Origin of the sequence: Pseudomonas sp. MWU12-2345, assembly GCF_023242385.1 — a bacterium.
In the GTDB taxonomy this organism is placed as follows: Bacteria; Pseudomonadota; Gammaproteobacteria; order Pseudomonadales; family Pseudomonadaceae; genus Aquipseudomonas; species Aquipseudomonas gingeri_D.
In genome coordinates this window covers 1,384,736-1,400,684 of the sequence record NZ_JALLJA010000001.1, presented here as the reverse complement: position 1 = coordinate 1,400,684, position 15,949 = coordinate 1,384,736, and the positions used below count along the sequence as shown (strand labels likewise).

The following is a 15,949-nucleotide window of genomic DNA, read 5'->3' as shown; positions in this document are numbered from 1 at the left end:
CGGGTTGCGGGCTTGCGTTTCTTCAAATTCGAACGAGGCACTGGCATGCGGTTTTCACCTTTTGTTGAGCGGATCTCGGGTGACGGTGTGGCCGCCTGGGACATTCATCACGCGGCGTTCGAAGCCCAGCGCCGTGGCGAGGATGTGATCATCCTCAGCGTCGGCGACCCGGACTTTCCCACCCCCGATTTCATTACCGAGGCGGCCATCCAGGCCCTTCGCGAAGGCGACACCCACTACACCGAAATCGCCGGTCGCCTGGCCCTGCGCGAAGCCATCGCCGCGCGCTACAGCCAGCGCCTGGAGCGCCCGCTGCAAGCTGAAAACGTCATCACCGTGGCCGGCGCGCAGAACGCCTTGTTCATCACCTCGCTGTGCCTGCTCAGCGCCGGTGACGAGGTGATTGCCCTGGACCCGATGTACGTGACCTACGAGGCGACCCTCAAGGCTTCCGGCGCGACCCTGGTGCGGGTGCCGTGCGATGCCGACTCGGGTTTTCGCCTCGATGCCGCGCGGCTGGCCAAGGCCATCACGCCACGCACCCGGGCGATCTTTTTCTCCAATCCGAACAACCCCACCGGCGTGGTACTCAGCCGCGAAGAGCTGCAAGGCATCGCCGACCTGGCCATCGCCCATGATCTCTGGGTGGTGGTCGACGAGGTGTACGAAAGCCTGGCATTCGAGCGCGAGCATGTCAGCCTGGCGGCGCTGCCGGGCATGGCCGAGCGCTGCGTGACCGTCGGCAGCCTGTCCAAGTCCCACGCCATGACCGGCTGGCGGATCGGCTGGATCATCGCCGACCCGGTGCTGGTCGCCCATGCCGAAAACCTGGTGTTGAGCATGCTCTACGGCCTGCCGGGATTTGTCATGGAGGCCGCGCTCAAGGCGGTACTGGCCCATGACGAAGTGACCCGGGGGATGAGCGAGATCTATCGCCGCCGCCGTGATCTGGTGGTGGCGGGTTTGTCCGATTGCCCGGGCATTACCGTACTCAAGCCCGATGCCGGCATGTTCGTGCTGGTGGACGTGCGCGAGACCGGCCTGACCTCCCTGGAATTCGCCTGGCGGCTGTTTCGCGAAGCCGGGGTCTCGGTACTCGATGCGGCGGCTTTCGGTGAGCCGGCGCAAGGTTTTGTGCGGATCTCCTTCACCCTCGGTGAAGAACGCCTGGCCCTGGCCTGCCAGCGTATCCGCGAGTTTGTCCGGGTGCTCAAGGGCGAGCCCCCGCGGCCAGTGATCAATGGCGTGAAGGTTGAAAGCCTTGCGCAACCTGTCGCGACCAGGACCATGATCGAGGTCGACCGCCTGCACAAACGCTTCGGCAATATCGAGGTGCTCAAGGGCGTGTCCCTGACGGCCCGCGAGGGCGAGGTGATCTCGCTGATCGGCGCCAGCGGCTCGGGCAAGAGTACCTTGCTGCGCTGTATCAATATGCTCGAAGTGCCGGACCAGGGCCGTATCCTGGTGGACGGCGAAAGCATCCACCTGAACTTCGACCGCCCCGGCGCGCCGTTGGTGGCCGACGCCAAGCAACTGGTACGCATCCGCTCCAGCCTGGGCATGGTGTTCCAGAACTTCAATCTCTGGCCCCATCGCACGGTGCTGGAAAACCTCATCGAAGCGCCGACCCAGGTCCTGCGTGAGAGTCGGGCCGAGGCCATTGAACGGGCCGAAGCCTTGCTTGAGCGTGTGGGCCTCGCGGCCAAGCGCAACGAGTACCCGGCGTTTCTCTCCGGGGGACAGCAACAACGGGTGGCCATCGCCCGGGCCCTGGCCATGCGGCCCAAGGTCATGCTGTTCGATGAACCCACCTCGGCACTCGACCCGGAACTGGTCGGGGAAGTGCTGCGGGTGATCCGCTCCCTCGCCGAAGAAGGCCGGACCATGATCCTGGTGACCCATGAGATGGCCTTCGCACGCGATGTCTCTTCCAAAGTGGCCTTTCTGCATCAAGGGCTGATCGAGGAAACCGGTTCGCCGGATGAAGTGTTCGTACACCCACGCAGCGAGCGTTGCCGACAATTCGTCAACGCTCATCAGACTCGCTAACGCAACATAAAAAGACGGGACAACATCATGGGAAATCGACGTTTGGCAAACTGGTTGACGGGCGTGGCCTGTGTCCTGCTGGCCGGCATGAGTGCGGCGCAGGCCGCGCCTATCCGCTTCGCGGTCGCGGCCGAACCCTATCCGCCGTACACCGAGAAGCAGGCCAACGGTGAGTGGAAGGGTTTTGAAGTCGACCTGATCCACAAGCTGTGCAGTGAAATGAAAGCCGAGTGTGAGATCAAGGAAGTGGCCTGGGACGGGATCATCCCCTCGCTGCTGGCGAAGAAGATCGACGTGATCTTCTCCTCCATGTCGGTGACCGAGGAGCGGGAAAAGCAGATCGCCTTCAGCAAGGCCTACTACGATTCGGTGATCGCGATTGTCGGGCCCAAGGGCGCTTCGGTGAAGAAGTACCCGGATGACCTCAAGGGCAAGATCATCGGCGTGCAGAACTCCACCGTGAGTGCCAGCTACCTGAAGGCCTACTACGAGAAGGTCGCCGACGTGAAGTACTACGACACCCAGGATTCGGCCAACGCCGACCTGATTGCCGGGCGTATCGACCTGATGATGGCGGACGGCACGGCCATGACGGCCTTCGTCCAGACTCCGGATGCCAAGGACCTGGCCTACCTGGGCGCGGTGCCCTATGACCCGATCTTCGGCAAGGGCGTGGGCGCCGGTCTGCGCAAGGAAGACACCGACCTCAAGGCGCGTCTCGACAAGGCGATCAAGACCTTGCTGGCGAGCAAGGACTACGACGATCTCTCCCAGCACTATTTTGGTACCAGTGTGAAACCTGCGTTCTGACGGTGATGCTGTTCGGCCCGGCCTGAACACACAGCCCATGGGAAACGCAGAACCTGTCCCATGGGAAACGCAGAACCTGTAGGAGCAGGGCTTGCCCGCGAAGCTTTTGGCGCCCTCAAGGGCCCTTTCGCGGGCAAGCCCTGCTCCTACAGACTGAGGTTGGAGAGCTAGCGATGTTCGAATTGATCGATTTCAGCGAACAGGGATGGGGCAGTGCGCTGTTGAAGGGGCTCTGGATGACCCTGCAGATATCGGCCGGGGCCTTTGCGGTCGGGCTGTTCATCGGTTTGGTGGTGGCCTGCCTCAAGCTGGGCGCGCCGAAACCGATCGCGGCGCTGATGCGCGGCTACACCACGTTGTTCCGGGCGGTTCCGGAGTTGTTGCTGATCCTCTTGCTGTACTACGTCGGTTCCATGCTGCTCAACTCGCTGATGGCCCGGCTCGGCTATGACGCGCTGAATGTCAGCGGCCCGCTGGCGGCGATCCTGGTGCTGGGACTGGTCCAGGGTGCCTATGCCTCGGAGATTTTCCGCGCGGCGATCCAGGCGATTCCCTTCGGTCAGATCGAAGCGGCGAAGGCCTTCGGCTTGAGCGGTTTCGGTCTGTTCCGCCGGGTCACCTTGCCGATCATGGCGCCCTACGCCATGGCCGGGATGGCCAACCTGTGGATCAACCTGATCAAGGACAGTGCGTTGATCAGCGTGGTCGGCACCAACGAGCTGTTGTACACCGCCAAGCAGGGCGCGGGATCGACGCGCCACTACCTGTTGTTCTACCTCACGGCTGCCGCGCTGTATTACGCGGTGACGCTGGTGTCCAACTACCTGTCGGGACGGCTTGAGCGACGGATCCGTCGCTGGATGCCTTTGGCTGAGTGAATGAAATGATTCCAGAGTGGACACTCGAATACGCGGCGTTGTTGGGCCGTGGACTGCAAACGACCATCAGCCTGTTGCTGATTTCCAGCGTGCTGGGCTTCGGGCTGGCGGTGCTGGTGGCCCTGGCCCGGATGTCGAAAAACCGCCTGGTCGCCAAGGCCAGCCTGTTCTACACCAGCGTGCTGCGCGGGACGCCGCTGCTGATCCAGATCTACATCTTCTACTACGGGCTGGGCAGTCTGTTCGCGCAGTTTCCGTTGATGCGCGGCAGCTTTCTCTGGCCTTACCTGCGGGACGGCTACTGGTACATCGTGTTCGCCCTGGTGCTGTCGGTGGGCGCCTATGTCGGCGAGGTGATTCGTGGCGGGTTGCTGGCGGTGCCCAAGGGCGAGATGGAAGCGGCTTCGGCCTTCGGCATGACCCCGCGCCAGTCGTTGTTGCGGGTGCGCCTGCCGCGGGCCATGCGCTTGTTGCTGCCGACCCTGGCCGGGGAGACGGTGATGCTGCTCAAGTCCACGGCGCTGGCTTCGACCATTGCGGTGATCGACCTGCTGGGGGCGGCCAACGTGGTCCGGGCGCAGACATTGCAGGTCTACCAGCCGTTGCTGCTGGTGGCCGGGGTCTATGTCTGCCTGACCTTTCTGATCGAGGCGCTGTTTGCCTTCGCCGAACGGCGCGGAACGCCGATGCGCAGGTCGGTGTGATGAACCATACGCCACGGGTCGACCGTTCGTTGCAGGGCATCGGCCTGTGCACGCTGGGCTATGCCTTCCTGGCCTTGCAGGATGCGGCCATCAAGTGGCTGGTGGCGGATTATTCGGTCATTACCGTGCTGTTCTGGCGCGGCCTGGTGGTGGTCGCGGCCTGCCTGCTGGCCGGGCGCCTGCGTCTGGTGCGCAGTGCCTGGCAGTCGCCGAGCCGACGCCTGCTGGTGGTGCGCGGGTTGCTCTCGATCGTCGCCTGGCTGCTGTATTACACGGCGGCGCGGGACCTGACCCTGGCGGAGATGACCACCCTGTATTTCTCCGCGCCGATCATGGTCACGGTGCTGGCGGCGCTGATCCTCAAGGAGCGCGCCACGGGCTGGCAATGGTTCACCCTGATCATCGGTTTTGTCGGTGTGATGATCGCCTGTCGCCCGAGCAATATGACCGACCCCTGGCCCATCGTGCTGACGCTGCTGGCGGCGCTGTGCTGGGCCTTTACCTACATCCAGCTACGGCAGGTGGATGAGCAGACCTCGGTGCTGGAACAGATGCTGATCACCAACGTGGTGTTTGTCATCTGCATGGCCCTGGCGCTGCCCTGGACCCATACACCACCATCGACCCCGGCCTGGCTGGGGATGCTCGGCGCGGGGCTGGTGGGCGGGATCGGCCAGTTCCTGTTGTTCGCCAGTTTCCAGCGGGCCACCGCGACCCTGCTGGCGCCGTTCGAGTACACCGGGCTGATCTGGGCATTCCTGCTCTCGAGCCTGATCTGGGGCACGCTGATGGACCTGTCGCTGATTATCGGTGCCGGGCTGATTGCCCTCAGCGGCACCCTGGCGATGGTCTTCGGCCGCCACGCCTCACAGGACGTCGTCGGCGCCGAATGCTCCGTGACGCAACCCCTTTACCCAGCAGCGGCAGATATGCAGCCCGTTGGCGGGACTGAAGGTCTCGGGGTTGAGGCACCACTCGAGCCAGAGTCCGTCGAGCATCGCCGATAGGCCGATGGCGGCCAGGCGGCTGTCATGGATCGTGAAACCTTCGGTGCTGGCCAGGTCGTCGAGCAGTTGGCGGATCAGGTCGAGGTAGGCGCGGTAGCTTTTTTCATGGGACTGGCTGACGTGTTCGGAGTGGCGGATCAGGCTCCAGAACACCACCCAGACCCCGAGCAATTGCGGGTCCATGATCCGTGGCGAGAAGGACCCGACCAGGAAGGCTTCGAGCTTGTCCGCGGCGCTGCCGGCCTGGCGGACCTCTTCGAGCAGGGTGCTGGTCAGTTCGCTGGCGAGCTTGTGGTAGGTGTCGGCGATCAGTGCATCGATGCTGCCGAAATGGTGGTTGAGCAGGCCGACGGAGACGCCGGCCTCGGTGGCGATACGCCGGACGGAAATGCCGGCATGGCCGTCCCGGGCCAGGCAGCGCAGGGCGGCGGCGATCAAGAGGTCGCGACGCTCGTCAGGTTCGGCGCGGCGAAATTTTCGGGTGTCGGTGCTCACAGGAATCCTTGGGTTCGAGGCCAGGTTGGCGAGCTTAGTTGAACGTACGTTCAATTTCCACTGTCGAGGCTGACGATGGATTGATTTTCAACGTTTATGAGAAGAGGGCAAGGTTATGGCGCGGGATATTTCGTTCAGCATCCGGGGCAATAACGGTGAGGAGCTGCGGGTCGGCGCCTGGCGCTTCGAGGGCCGCGGCGAGGGGCCGAAGGTGCATTTGCAGGCCGGGGTGCATGCCGATGAGATCGCCGGCATGCTGGTGCTGCACCTGCTGATGCCACGCCTTCAACAAGCCGAGTCCGAGGGCCGCCTCAAGGGCCGCGTGACCGTGGTGCCCCAGGCCAACCCGCTGGGTATCGGGCAGTTTCGCCATGGACGGATTCTCGGGCGCTTTCATGAGGGCACCGGGCAGAACTTCAATCGCTCATTCGACCAGTCGCAGGCGCTGGTGCGGCCGGCGACCAATGTCCAGCACTGGCAAAAATGCCTGGTGGAACTGGCGGCCACGGCGGACCTGGTGCTCGACCTGCACACCGACGACGAAGCGTTGCCCTATGTCTATATCCACCGTGCGTTCTGGCCCAAGGGCCAGGCATTGGCGGCGGCGCTGAAGATGGACCTGGCGATCATCTGGGATGACGGCGACGACGGTTCCTTCGAGGAAACCCTTATCGCTCCCTGGCTGCGCGACGGCGATACCGCGCAACGTTTTGCCGCGACCCTGGAGTTGCGCGGACAGGGCGATGTCAGCGATCACCTGGCCGGGCAGGATGCTGATGGCCTGTATGCCTGGCTGTGTGCTGTCGGGGTGATCGACGAGGCACCGCCGCTGCTGGATTGGCCGGTGCAGGCGGTGGAGATGGGGCATATGGAGACAATCCTGGCGCCACGGCCAGGGGTGCTGGTCTTTGAAAAGGAACTGGGTGACTTCGTCGAGGAAGGGCAGCGTTTTGCCCGGATCGTCGGGCGCCCCGGGGACGCCGCTTCCGAGGTGATCCTGCAGGCGGCCCAGGCCGGGCGGATGGTCACCCGCCACCGTGACCGCCTGATCGCGCAAGGTTCGGTGGCGGCGAAATTCACTGGCAGCCGGGTGTCGTACAACTGGACGGGCGGATTGCTCGATCCCAACTAGCCCGCCGGCAACCCTGTTTTCTACACGGCCATGCCCATGGCCGGCTTGTTGCCCGTCGTTGCGCTCGACTGGCTCAGCAGGCCGGCATGGCGACTGCGCAGGGCGTGCACCTCCAGGGCAAGATTGTCCATGAAGGTCCGGCCCCGGGGCGTGAACTCGTCACAGGCCTCAAGTTCCGGCAGGGCCTTGATCAGGCCACGCAGGATGTCGAGCATCCGCTCTTCGGCCCGTTGCATTTCCGAGGCCGGGCGCTGGCGCACGCGCTCCAGGTATTTGACCTGGGCAAGCGCGGCGAAGAAGGCATGGACATAACCATGGAGATCGCGCTGCAGGTCGGACCAGGGCAGGCTGAACAGGCGTTCCCCGGCGCGTTGCTCATCGATGATCGGGCAGACCTCGACCAGGCTGTACAACAGTTGGTGGGTGGTTTCATGGACCAGCGATTCTTCGATTTCCAGAATCGAGTGGTCCTTGGCCGAAAGCAGGATAACGCCGGTGTAGCGCGCCGCCGAACAGCTGCGGAAGGTGCTGTCGGGCAGGTAGCAGATCAGCTTGACCAGGTGCCGGAACTGCTCGTAGCAGGCCGGCCAGGTATTGGCGATACGCGACAGGGCAACGCTGACCACGTCGCGAAAAAAGTGCAGGGAGTAACCACTGCGCTCCAGGTGTTTGCGGGTGCTTTCGTCTTCGGGGAACTCATAGCTGGGCGGTGTCGTGGCGGCGATCAGCGGGTCGACGTTGAAGCGCCGGATCGGCGGGTGGTTCGAGTACTTGTGATCGACCGCCGTCTGGGTGATGCGTTGCAGCACTGCCGGCAACTCCAGGAGCATATCCTGCAAGGAAGCGGTGTTGTCCGCCTGTTCGGTCAGTACCGCGTTGGCATGTTGAAACGCCAGGGCCATCCAGATCTGGAACACCGGATCGTTGATGATCAGGCGGCGCTGGGTGACCGGCAGCAGGATCAGGTGCACCGCACTGGAGAAAAACGGATCGAGCCTGGGATTGCCCTCGAAACGCTGGAAGCATTCGGCATAGAGTGCGGCGAAGGTGCTGTAGCGCTGTTGGCTGAGTCGATCGAGCAAACGGTGAAAACGGTCCGGGGTGGCATCGGGCAAGAACGTGTTGTATTGGAACAGTTCGTCGAGCTGGGATTGCAATCGGGTGGTCATGTCGGTGTCCTCGGGATATCACTCGATAGATGACGGGCGCGCAATAACCCTCCTTCAGGAAAGAGAGGCGTCAGAATGTAAAGTGTCGGCAGTGCTCGGGGAGGCGAACATTAATAGCCGTTCGTTGAAAATTTATTTAATAAGGCCTGACAAACGCTTCATGATATTTATATCGGCGATATGTCTCGGACGCTGGCGCGGGCTTAATCGGTTCGAACCTGTTGCTGGTCGAAACTGGCGCGAGCCGTGAGCGGGCTGTGCAGGGCTTTCGAGGCCGCCACCAATTGCGCAAGGTCCAGGCCCTTGAGCGCCACCACTTCGTCGATCCGCAGGGGCATATCCAGGTCTTTACCGGCGTTGCCTGGATTGATATGCAACTGCGCGGCGAATGATTCATCGCTTATTGCTCTGTTCAACATAATGGCGAGACGTTCCTGAGAGTGGATGTTGGAATGGGGCATGTCGGTCTCCGGATAACGGTTGAAACTTTTATAGATGAGCAGGCCAGGGGGGCTGTTTTCAATGGAGGATGCCCGAGTGAATATAGCAAGATGATTTCATTTTTCAATATGTGCTTATTGATTTTATGGAGTCTGAATAGGGTGGATTCGAAGAGTTGTTGGTTATGGTTGTAAGAAAGAAGCTTCAATATTTTATGGGTGAGATAGTTCTGTAGCTTTATTCTTATATAAAAAGTGGAAACCTATTCCGATATTCGGACCTGGCCATTGGCTTTCACGAAGCGGGTATGGGTAAGCCCGTGTCTCGACTGATGGCTCTTGTCAGGGAAATCCCACAGGAGTACAAATGTACTCCATGACGACTTTAACTCCCCGCCGTACCGCCATCCTGACCTTTATCCGCGAGCGCATCGTGCGTAACGGCCAGCCCCCGAGCCTTGCCGAGATCGCCGAGGCCTTTGGTTTCGCCTCCCGCAGCGTGGCACGCAAGCACGTGGTGGCTTTGGCCGAGGGCGGTTTTATCGAGGTCAACGCCCATCAGGCGCGAGGCATCCGCCTGCTCGATCAGGCGCCCCGGGCCGCGTTGCTGGATATCCCGCTGCTGGGCCGGGTCGCGGCGGGCCGGCCGATCGATGTCGATGCCCAGGAGCATCGCCGCCTGCTGCTCGACCCCGCCCTGTTTTCCCGGGCGCCGGATTACCTGCTGCAGGTGCAGGGCGACTCGATGATCGGCGATGGCATTCTTGACGGTGACCTGGTGGCGGTACGCCGCACGGGCGAGGTGCGCAACGGCCAGATCGTCGTGGCCCGGCTGGAAGGCGAGGTCACCATCAAGCGCTTCGAACGGACGGCCGCGGGCATCCGCCTGTTGCCGCGCAACCCGGCCTATGAGCCTATCGTTGTCGATCCCGAGCACCAGGAGTTGTCCATCGAAGGCGTGTTCTGCGGTCTGGTACGGCCGGCATGAGGGGCGCGGTGGTGGCCCTGGATACGCTGCTCGACGAGCGGCGGGTGTGGAGAGGCCGGGCGGGCGCGCCGCTGGCTGAGCCGCAGTCCGATCGCCAGCCCAGCGGCCACGCGACCCTCGACGCCGCTTTGCCCGGCGGTGGCTGGCCGCCGGCAGCGTTGACGGAAATCCTGATTGCCGGGGAGGGTGTCGGTGAGTTGCAACTGGTCTGGCCGACCCTGGCGCGGCTGTCGGCTCGGGGCGAGCGCATTGTCCTGGTGGCACCGCCCCATGTGCCCTATCCCCAGGCGTGGTTGAACGCGGGGGTGGACCTGCGGCAGTTGTCGGTGATCCAGGCGCCGCCGCGGGATGCCTTGTGGGCCGCCGAACAATGCCTGCGTTCCGGCAGTTGCGGCGCGGTCCTGTGCTGGCCGCAACAGGCGGATGACCGGGCTCTGCGGCGTTTGCAGGTGGCGGCGGAAACCGGCCAGACCCTGGCCTTCGCCTATCGCTCGCTGGAGGAGGCGATCAACCCGTCGCCGGCGGCCCTGCGGATTGCCGTCGAGGGCCGGCCCGCGCAATTGCGGGTGCTCAAGTGCCGGGGCGGGTTGGCCCATTCGGCGCCGATTGCCTTCAGCACCGGGCATTGAGGCGGGTATGCGTTGGGTCTGTATTGTTTTTCCGCAATTGGCACTGGACGGGGTGCTGCGGCGAACCCCTGAGCCTGACGCGCCGCTGGCACTGTTGACGGGTTCGCCGCAACGCCGGGTGGTGCAGGCGGTGAATGCGTCGGCGCGGGCCTTGGGCCTGTGTCCCGGTCAATCGCTGACCGCCGCCCATGCCTTGACCAAGGCCTTTGCCAGCGCCGAATACGATCCCGCCGAAATCGAACAGTGGCAGCAGTTTCTCGCCGCCTGGGCCTATCGCTTCAGTTCCCAGGTCAGCCTGCGGTATCCGCGGGCCTTGCTGTTCGAGATCGAATCCAGCCTGGGCCTGTTCGGACCCTGGCCGCAATTGGAAGCGCGCTTGCGTGAAGAACTGACCGGCCTGGGCTTTCGTCACCGGATCGTGGTCGCGCCCAATCCGGCGGCGGCCCGGGTCCTGGCCAATGCCTACGATGGTCTGGCCCTGGCGGACAACGGGTCCTTGCGCCAGGCCCTGGGGCAGATGCCGATCGACCGGGTCGGGTTGGAAAAAGAGGCGGCCACGGCTTTGTCGCGCATGGGACTGCGGACCCTGGCGCAAGTGCTGGCCTTGCCCCGGCATAGCCTGGCGCGGCGCTTCGAGGCGTCGTTGCTCAAACACCTCGACACCTTGCTCGGCGAGCGGCCGCTGGCCCTGGCGTTCTACCTGCCGCCGGATCGCTTCGTGGCGCGGATCGAGTTGAATTTCGACGTGACCTCGAATCAGGCCTTGCTGTTTCCCTTGCGTCGCCTGACCGGGGATCTGTCGGCGTTTCTCTGTGGGCGTGACAGCGGTGTGCAGCGCTTCGAATTGATCCTGGAACATGCCGGGGTCGCGGACACGCGGATCAAGGTCGGCCTGCTGAGTGCCGAGCGTGACCCTTCGATGCTCTTCGAACTGGCCCGTGGGCGACTGGAGCAGGTCCAGGTCGAGGCGGCGGTGCGTGGTTTTCGCCTGGAGGCCGAGGACCTGCCGGCCTTTGTCCCGCAGCATTGCGAACTCTTCGACGAACGCCCGCAACAGTCTCTGCCCTGGGAGCAACTGCGCGAGCGCCTGCGCGCCCGGTTGGGTGATGACGCTGTTCAGGGCCTGCGTTTCCAGGCCGATCACCGCCCCGAATGCGCCTGGCAGCCGCTGCCGGCAAGCACCGCCGAGCCACTGGCGGCCGCCGGACCATTGCGCCCCGGCTGGCTGCTCAAAACGCCGTTGCCATTGCCCGAACAGGCGGCGCGGGTCCTGCTGGGGCCGGAGCGGATCGAGTCGGGCTGGTGGGACGGCGCGGATGTGCGCCGCGATTATTACCTGATCGAGACCCGTGCCGGTCGCCACGCCTGGGCCTATCGCACGGTGGGGGAAAGTGGCCCCTTGCTGTTGCAGGGCTGGTTCGCATGAGTGGCGAATACGCCGAGCTGCATTGCCTGTCGAACTTCAGTTTCCAGCGCGGGGCTTCCAGTGCCCGGGAGTTGTTCGAACGGGCCAAGGAGCAGGGCTATCAAGCCCTGGCGATCACCGATGAATGCACCCTGGCCGGGATTGTCCGGGCCTGGCAGGCCGCGCAGGACAGCGGTCTGCCGCTGATCATCGGCAGTGAAATGCGGATCGAGAATGGACCTCGGGTAGTGTTGCTGGTGGAAGACCTGCTGGGTTACCAGGCCCTTTGCCGATTGATCACCCAGGCCCGGCGTCGTTCGGACAAGGGTTGTTATCAAGTGCTGCGGGCGGACTTCGAGCAGGCGCTGCCTGGGCTACTGGCGTTGTGGCTGCCTGAACAGAGCATTAGCGACGTCGATGGCCGCTGGTTGCGCGAGCGTTTTCCCGAACGGCTATGGCTGGCGGTGGAACTGCATTGCGGCCAGGATGATGATCGACGTTTGGCGCGCTTGCTGGCCCTGGCCGACGAACTGGCGATTCGCGCCGTGGCCAGCGGCGATGTGCATATGCATGTGCGGGCCCGCCGTGCCCTGCAGGACACCATGACCGCCATTCGCCTGCACACCCGGGTGGCCGATGCCGGGCAGCAGTTGCATGCCAATGGCGAGCGACATCTGCGCAGCCTTGAGGCCTTGCGCGAGATTTATCCGACGTCCTTGCTGGCCGAAACCCAGGTCATTGCCCGGCGTTGCACCTTCGACCTCGGCCAACTGCGCTACCAGTACCCCCGTGAGCTGGTGCCGGAAGGGCAGACCCCGACATCCTGGCTGCGGCATCTGACGGAGGAGGGCATCCGTCGACGTTGGCCGGAAGGGATCAATACCCGGGTTCGCGACCTGATCGAAAAAGAGCTGACACTGATCGCCGAGCTGGACTACGACAGTTATTTCCTGACGGTGCAGGATATCGTCGACTTCGCCCGCAGGCAGGGCATTCTCTGCCAGGGGCGCGGTTCGGCGGCGAACTCGGTGGTGTGTTATGCCCTGGGGATCACCGAGTTGAACCCGGATCGCACCAACATGCTGTTCGAGCGCTTCCTCTCCCGCGAGCGCAACGAACCACCGGATATCGATGTCGACTTCGAGCACGATCGCCGCGAAGAGGTACTGCAATACGTATTTCGGCGTTATGGCCGAAACCGCGCGGCGTTGACGGCGGTGGTCAGCACCTATCACGGCGCGGGGGCGGTGCGCGATGTGGCCAAGGCGCTGGGCCTGCCGCCGGACCAGATCAATGCCCTGGCCGACGCCTGCGGCCACTGGAGCGATGAGCCGCCGGCAGCGGAACGCCTGCGCGAAAACGGTTTCGATCCCGACAGCCCGGTGCTGCGCCGGGTCCTGGGGCTGACCCAGCAACTGATCGGCTTTCCCCGGCACCTGTCCCAGCATCCAGGCGGTTTCGTGATTTCCGAGCAACCGCTGGAGACCCTGGTCCCGGTGGAAAACGCCGCCATGGCCGAACGGACGATTATCCAGTGGGACAAGGACGACCTGGACAAGGTCGGTCTGCTCAAGGTCGATGTCCTGGCCCTGGGCATGCTCAGCGCGCTGCGTCGCTGTTTCGACCTGGTGCAGCAGTATCGCGGCGGGCCGCGCTGGACCCTGGCGAGCCTGCCGCCGGACGATAAGCCGACCTATGAAATGATCGGCCGGGCCGACACCATCGGCGTGTTCCAGATCGAGTCGCGGGCGCAGATGTCGATGCTGCCACGGCTCAAACCGAAGAATTTCTACGACCTGGTGATCGAGGTGGCGATTGTCCGGCCGGGGCCGATCCAGGGCGGCATGGTGCACCCGTACCTGCGCCGGCGAAACAAGGAGGAGCTTGCGACCTACCCGTCGCCGGAGCTGGAAGAGGTCCTGAAACGCACCCTGGGGGTGCCGCTGTTTCAGGAACAGGTCATGCAGATCGCGGTGGTGGCGGCGGACTACACCCCGGGCGAGGCCGATCAGTTGCGCCGCTCCATGGCCGCCTGGAAACGCCATGGCGGGCTTGAGCCGCACCGTCTGCGACTGGCCGAGGGCATGGCGAAGAACGGTTATGCGCCGGAATTTGCCGCGCAGATTTTCGAGCAGATCAAGGGTTTTGGCAGCTACGGTTTCCCCGAGTCCCATGCCGCCAGCTTTGCCTTGCTGACCTACGCCAGTTGCTGGTTGAAGTGCCATGAGCCGGCGGCGTTCGCTTGTGCGCTGATCAACAGCTGGCCGATGGGCTTCTACAGCCCGGATCAGATCCTCCAGGATGCCCGGCGGCATCAGTTGCAGATCCGTCCGGTGGATGTGCGGGCCAGCGATTGGGAGTGCAGCCTGGAGCCTGCCGATGGCCTGCAGCCGGCGTTGCGCCTGGGTTTACGTATGATTCGCGGGTTTCGCGAGGAGGACGCGCGGCGGATCGAGGTGGCACGCAAGGCAGGGGGCTTCGAGGATATCGCCGACCTGGGTGAGCGGGCGCGACTGGATACCCGGGCTCAGGAACTGCTGGCCGATGCCGGTGCCTTGCAGGGGTTGGCGGGCGACCGTTATCAGGCGCGCTGGGAAGTGGCTGGGGTCGAGGCGCAGCTTGGGCTGTTTGCCGGGTTGTCGAGGCAAACCGAAACCCCGGTGGCCTTGCCGCGCCCGAGTGTCGGCGAGGACCTGCAAGCGGATTACGCCAGTCTCGGCACGACCTTGGGGCCGCATCCGCTGGCGTTGTTGCGCGGGCAATTGCAAGCCATGCGCTGTCGCAGTTCGCGGGAACTGCTGGAGGTCGAACACGGGCGGCCGGTGAGCATTGTCGGCCTGGTCACCGGACGCCAGCGACCGGGCACGGCCAGCGGGGTGACCTTTGTCACCCTGGAGGACGAATTCGGCAACGTCAATGTGGTGGTCTGGCGCGACCTGGCCGAGCGGCAACGGCAAGTGCTGGTGGGCGCGCAGTTGCTGAAAGTCGACGGGCGCCTGGAATCCGAGGGCGACGTCCGGCATGTGATTGCCGGACGCCTGGGCGACCTGGGTTCACTGCTGGCGGATATCACCGTGCGCAGCCGGGATTTTCGCTGAGGTCTGGATATCAATCCTTCGGTTTGACCGTCGCCACATCGGACGCCTTGACCCGCACCTCTTTGCCGGAAATATCCTTGAACTCATAGAAACCATCGGCGGAGTGGGTTTGGGGTGTATCCCTGGTGATGTACTCGGTGCCGTTCTGCAAGGTCACCACCGTAGGCGTCGAACAGCCCGCCACGCTCAGGAATGTTGCTGCCAGCAATGGCAGACTGAGAATTTTCAGATACATGATGCCCTCTCTGTTTCAGTGATTGACGGTCCATGGCGCAGAAAAATCTCATGCCCGGCGCTACAGGCACGGCCACCGGCTGTGCCTATAATCAGCGCCCGGACGGGTGGAAGGTCCTGACCCGTTGCCGCATTCCCTACCGCTTGCTGGAAGCTTTCCATGACTGATCTTTCCGAGTTCACCATCACGCATAAATGGCCTGCACAACATCCAGACCGCCTCCAGCTCTATTCGTTGCCTACGCCCAACGGCGTCAAGGTTTCGATCCTGCTCGAAGAGCTGGGCCTGCCCTATGAAGCGCACCTGGTCAGTTTCGCCACCAATGACCAGCTGACGCCGGAATTCATGGCGTTGAACCCCAACAACAAGATCCCGGCCATCATCGACCCCAACGGTCCCGACGGCCAGCCGCTGCCGTTGTTCGAGTCCGGGGCGATCCTGATCTACCTCGCCGAGAAAACCGGGCGCTTCATGTCCAAGGACCTGACGCGGCGCTATGAAACCATCCAGTGGGTGATGTTTCAGATGGGCGGTATCGGACCGATGTTCGGCCAGCTCGGTTTCTTCAATAAATTCGCCGGCAAGGACTACGAGGACAAGCGCCCGCGCGACCGTTACGTGGCCGAGAGCAAGCGCCTGCTGGGGGTGCTGGACCAGCGCCTGGAAAGCCGCCGCTGGATCATGGGCGACGACTACAGCATCGCCGATATCGCCACCTTCCCGTGGATTCGCAACCTGATCGGTTTCTACGAGGCCGGCGACCTGGTGGGCATCCAGGACTTCCCCCATGTGCTCCGCGCCCTGGAGCAGTTCGTGGCGCGCCCGGCGGTGATCAAGGGCCTGACCATTCCGTCGGCATAAAAAGATCGCGCGGCACTGTCACCCAGGGAGCACAGGGGAACTGCCGAAG

The 15,949-nt window shown here is 63.5% G+C and carries 14 protein-coding genes and 1 pseudogene; 11 read left to right on the top strand and 4 right to left on the bottom strand.

Going from position 1 to position 15,949, the window contains the following annotated elements; translation table 11 throughout:
* Window positions 1-45: 45 nt before the first annotated feature.
* The 5 genes from M5C71_RS33640 to M5C71_RS05870 all read left to right on the top strand — a co-directional run bounded on the left by M5C71_RS33640 (window position 46) and on the right by M5C71_RS05870 (window position 5,448).
* A complete protein-coding gene (locus M5C71_RS33640) occupies window positions 46-2,049 on the top strand; it encodes an aminotransferase class I/II-fold pyridoxal phosphate-dependent enzyme (protein WP_283093915.1) in 2,004 nt (667 codons plus the stop codon).
* A 27-nt stretch (window positions 2,050-2,076) separates the two neighbouring features.
* Window positions 2,077-2,859 (top strand): transporter substrate-binding domain-containing protein, encoded by a 783-nt coding sequence (locus M5C71_RS05885; RefSeq protein WP_103497209.1) that lies wholly within the window; start codon window positions 2,077-2,079, stop codon window positions 2,857-2,859.
* 173 nt (window positions 2,860-3,032) lie between these two features.
* Complete coding sequence (locus M5C71_RS05880; protein ID WP_103497210.1) at window positions 3,033-3,737, top strand: ABC transporter permease subunit; 705 nt, start codon at window positions 3,033-3,035, stop codon at window positions 3,735-3,737.
* A gap of 5 nt (window positions 3,738-3,742) precedes the next feature.
* A complete protein-coding gene (locus M5C71_RS05875; protein WP_103497232.1) occupies window positions 3,743-4,441 on the top strand; it encodes an ABC transporter permease subunit in 699 nt (232 codons plus the stop codon).
* Window positions 4,441-5,448 carry a DMT family transporter gene (locus M5C71_RS05870; protein WP_103497211.1) on the top strand — a complete coding sequence of 336 codons (1,008 nt, stop codon included), beginning with the start codon at window positions 4,441-4,443 and terminating at the stop codon, window positions 5,446-5,448. Before M5C71_RS05875 ends, M5C71_RS05870 begins: the two co-directional genes overlap by 1 nt.
* Here M5C71_RS05870 and M5C71_RS05865 read toward each other — a convergent pair.
* Window positions 5,404-5,943 (bottom strand): annotated as a pseudogene (locus tag M5C71_RS05865) (TetR family transcriptional regulator C-terminal domain-containing protein); the annotation flags it as partial. The gene M5C71_RS05870 and the pseudogene M5C71_RS05865 overlap by 45 nt on opposite strands.
* Before the next feature lie 115 nt (window positions 5,944-6,058).
* On the opposite strand from M5C71_RS05865, the gene M5C71_RS05860 reads away from it, so the two are divergent.
* Window positions 6,059-7,075 carry a succinylglutamate desuccinylase/aspartoacylase family protein gene (locus M5C71_RS05860; protein WP_248767431.1) on the top strand — a complete coding sequence of 339 codons (1,017 nt, stop codon included), beginning with the start codon at window positions 6,059-6,061 and terminating at the stop codon, window positions 7,073-7,075.
* 20 nt (window positions 7,076-7,095) lie between these two features.
* On the opposite strand, the gene M5C71_RS05855 is transcribed toward M5C71_RS05860, so the two are convergent.
* Together M5C71_RS05855 and M5C71_RS05850 are read right to left on the bottom strand one after the other, a co-directional pair.
* A complete protein-coding gene (locus tag M5C71_RS05855; RefSeq protein WP_248767430.1) occupies window positions 7,096-8,244 on the bottom strand; it encodes an HEXXH motif-containing putative peptide modification protein in 1,149 nt (382 codons plus the stop codon).
* Between the two features lie 203 nt (window positions 8,245-8,447).
* Complete coding sequence (locus M5C71_RS05850) at window positions 8,448-8,705, bottom strand: Os1348 family NHLP clan protein (RefSeq protein WP_177098833.1); 258 nt, start codon at window positions 8,703-8,705, stop codon at window positions 8,448-8,450.
* Between the two features lie 346 nt (window positions 8,706-9,051).
* Here M5C71_RS05850 and lexA point away from each other — a divergent pair, with 346 nt between their 5' ends.
* The 4 genes from lexA to M5C71_RS05830 are packed head-to-tail and all read left to right on the top strand — an operon-like array spanning window position 9,052 to window position 14,804.
* A complete protein-coding gene (gene lexA, locus M5C71_RS05845; RefSeq protein WP_103497216.1) occupies window positions 9,052-9,672 on the top strand; it encodes a transcriptional repressor LexA in 621 nt (206 codons plus the stop codon).
* Window positions 9,669-10,301 (top strand): translesion DNA synthesis-associated protein ImuA, encoded by a 633-nt coding sequence (imuA, locus tag M5C71_RS05840; RefSeq protein WP_177098832.1) that lies wholly within the window; start codon window positions 9,669-9,671, stop codon window positions 10,299-10,301. Before lexA ends, imuA begins: the two co-directional genes overlap by 4 nt.
* Window positions 10,302-10,308: 7 nt before the next feature.
* The gene (locus M5C71_RS05835; protein ID WP_248767429.1) at window positions 10,309-11,727 is read left to right on the top strand and encodes a DNA polymerase Y family protein; all 1,419 of its coding nucleotides are present in this window, start codon (window positions 10,309-10,311) and stop codon (window positions 11,725-11,727) included.
* A complete protein-coding gene (locus tag M5C71_RS05830) occupies window positions 11,724-14,804 on the top strand; it encodes an error-prone DNA polymerase (protein WP_248767428.1) in 3,081 nt (1,026 codons plus the stop codon). Before M5C71_RS05835 ends, M5C71_RS05830 begins: the two co-directional genes overlap by 4 nt.
* 10 nt (window positions 14,805-14,814) lie before the next feature.
* Here the strand turns inward: M5C71_RS05830 and M5C71_RS05825 are convergent, their stop codons facing one another.
* Window positions 14,815-15,039: a YgdI/YgdR family lipoprotein gene (locus M5C71_RS05825; protein WP_103497220.1), complete on the bottom strand. Its 225-nt coding sequence runs from the start codon at window positions 15,037-15,039 to the stop codon at window positions 14,815-14,817.
* A gap of 159 nt (window positions 15,040-15,198) precedes the next feature.
* Between M5C71_RS05825 and M5C71_RS05820 the strand changes: the two genes are divergently transcribed.
* Window positions 15,199-15,900 carry a glutathione S-transferase N-terminal domain-containing protein gene (locus M5C71_RS05820; protein WP_248747403.1) on the top strand — a complete coding sequence of 234 codons (702 nt, stop codon included), beginning with the start codon at window positions 15,199-15,201 and terminating at the stop codon, window positions 15,898-15,900.
* Window positions 15,901-15,949 lie beyond the last annotated feature (49 nt).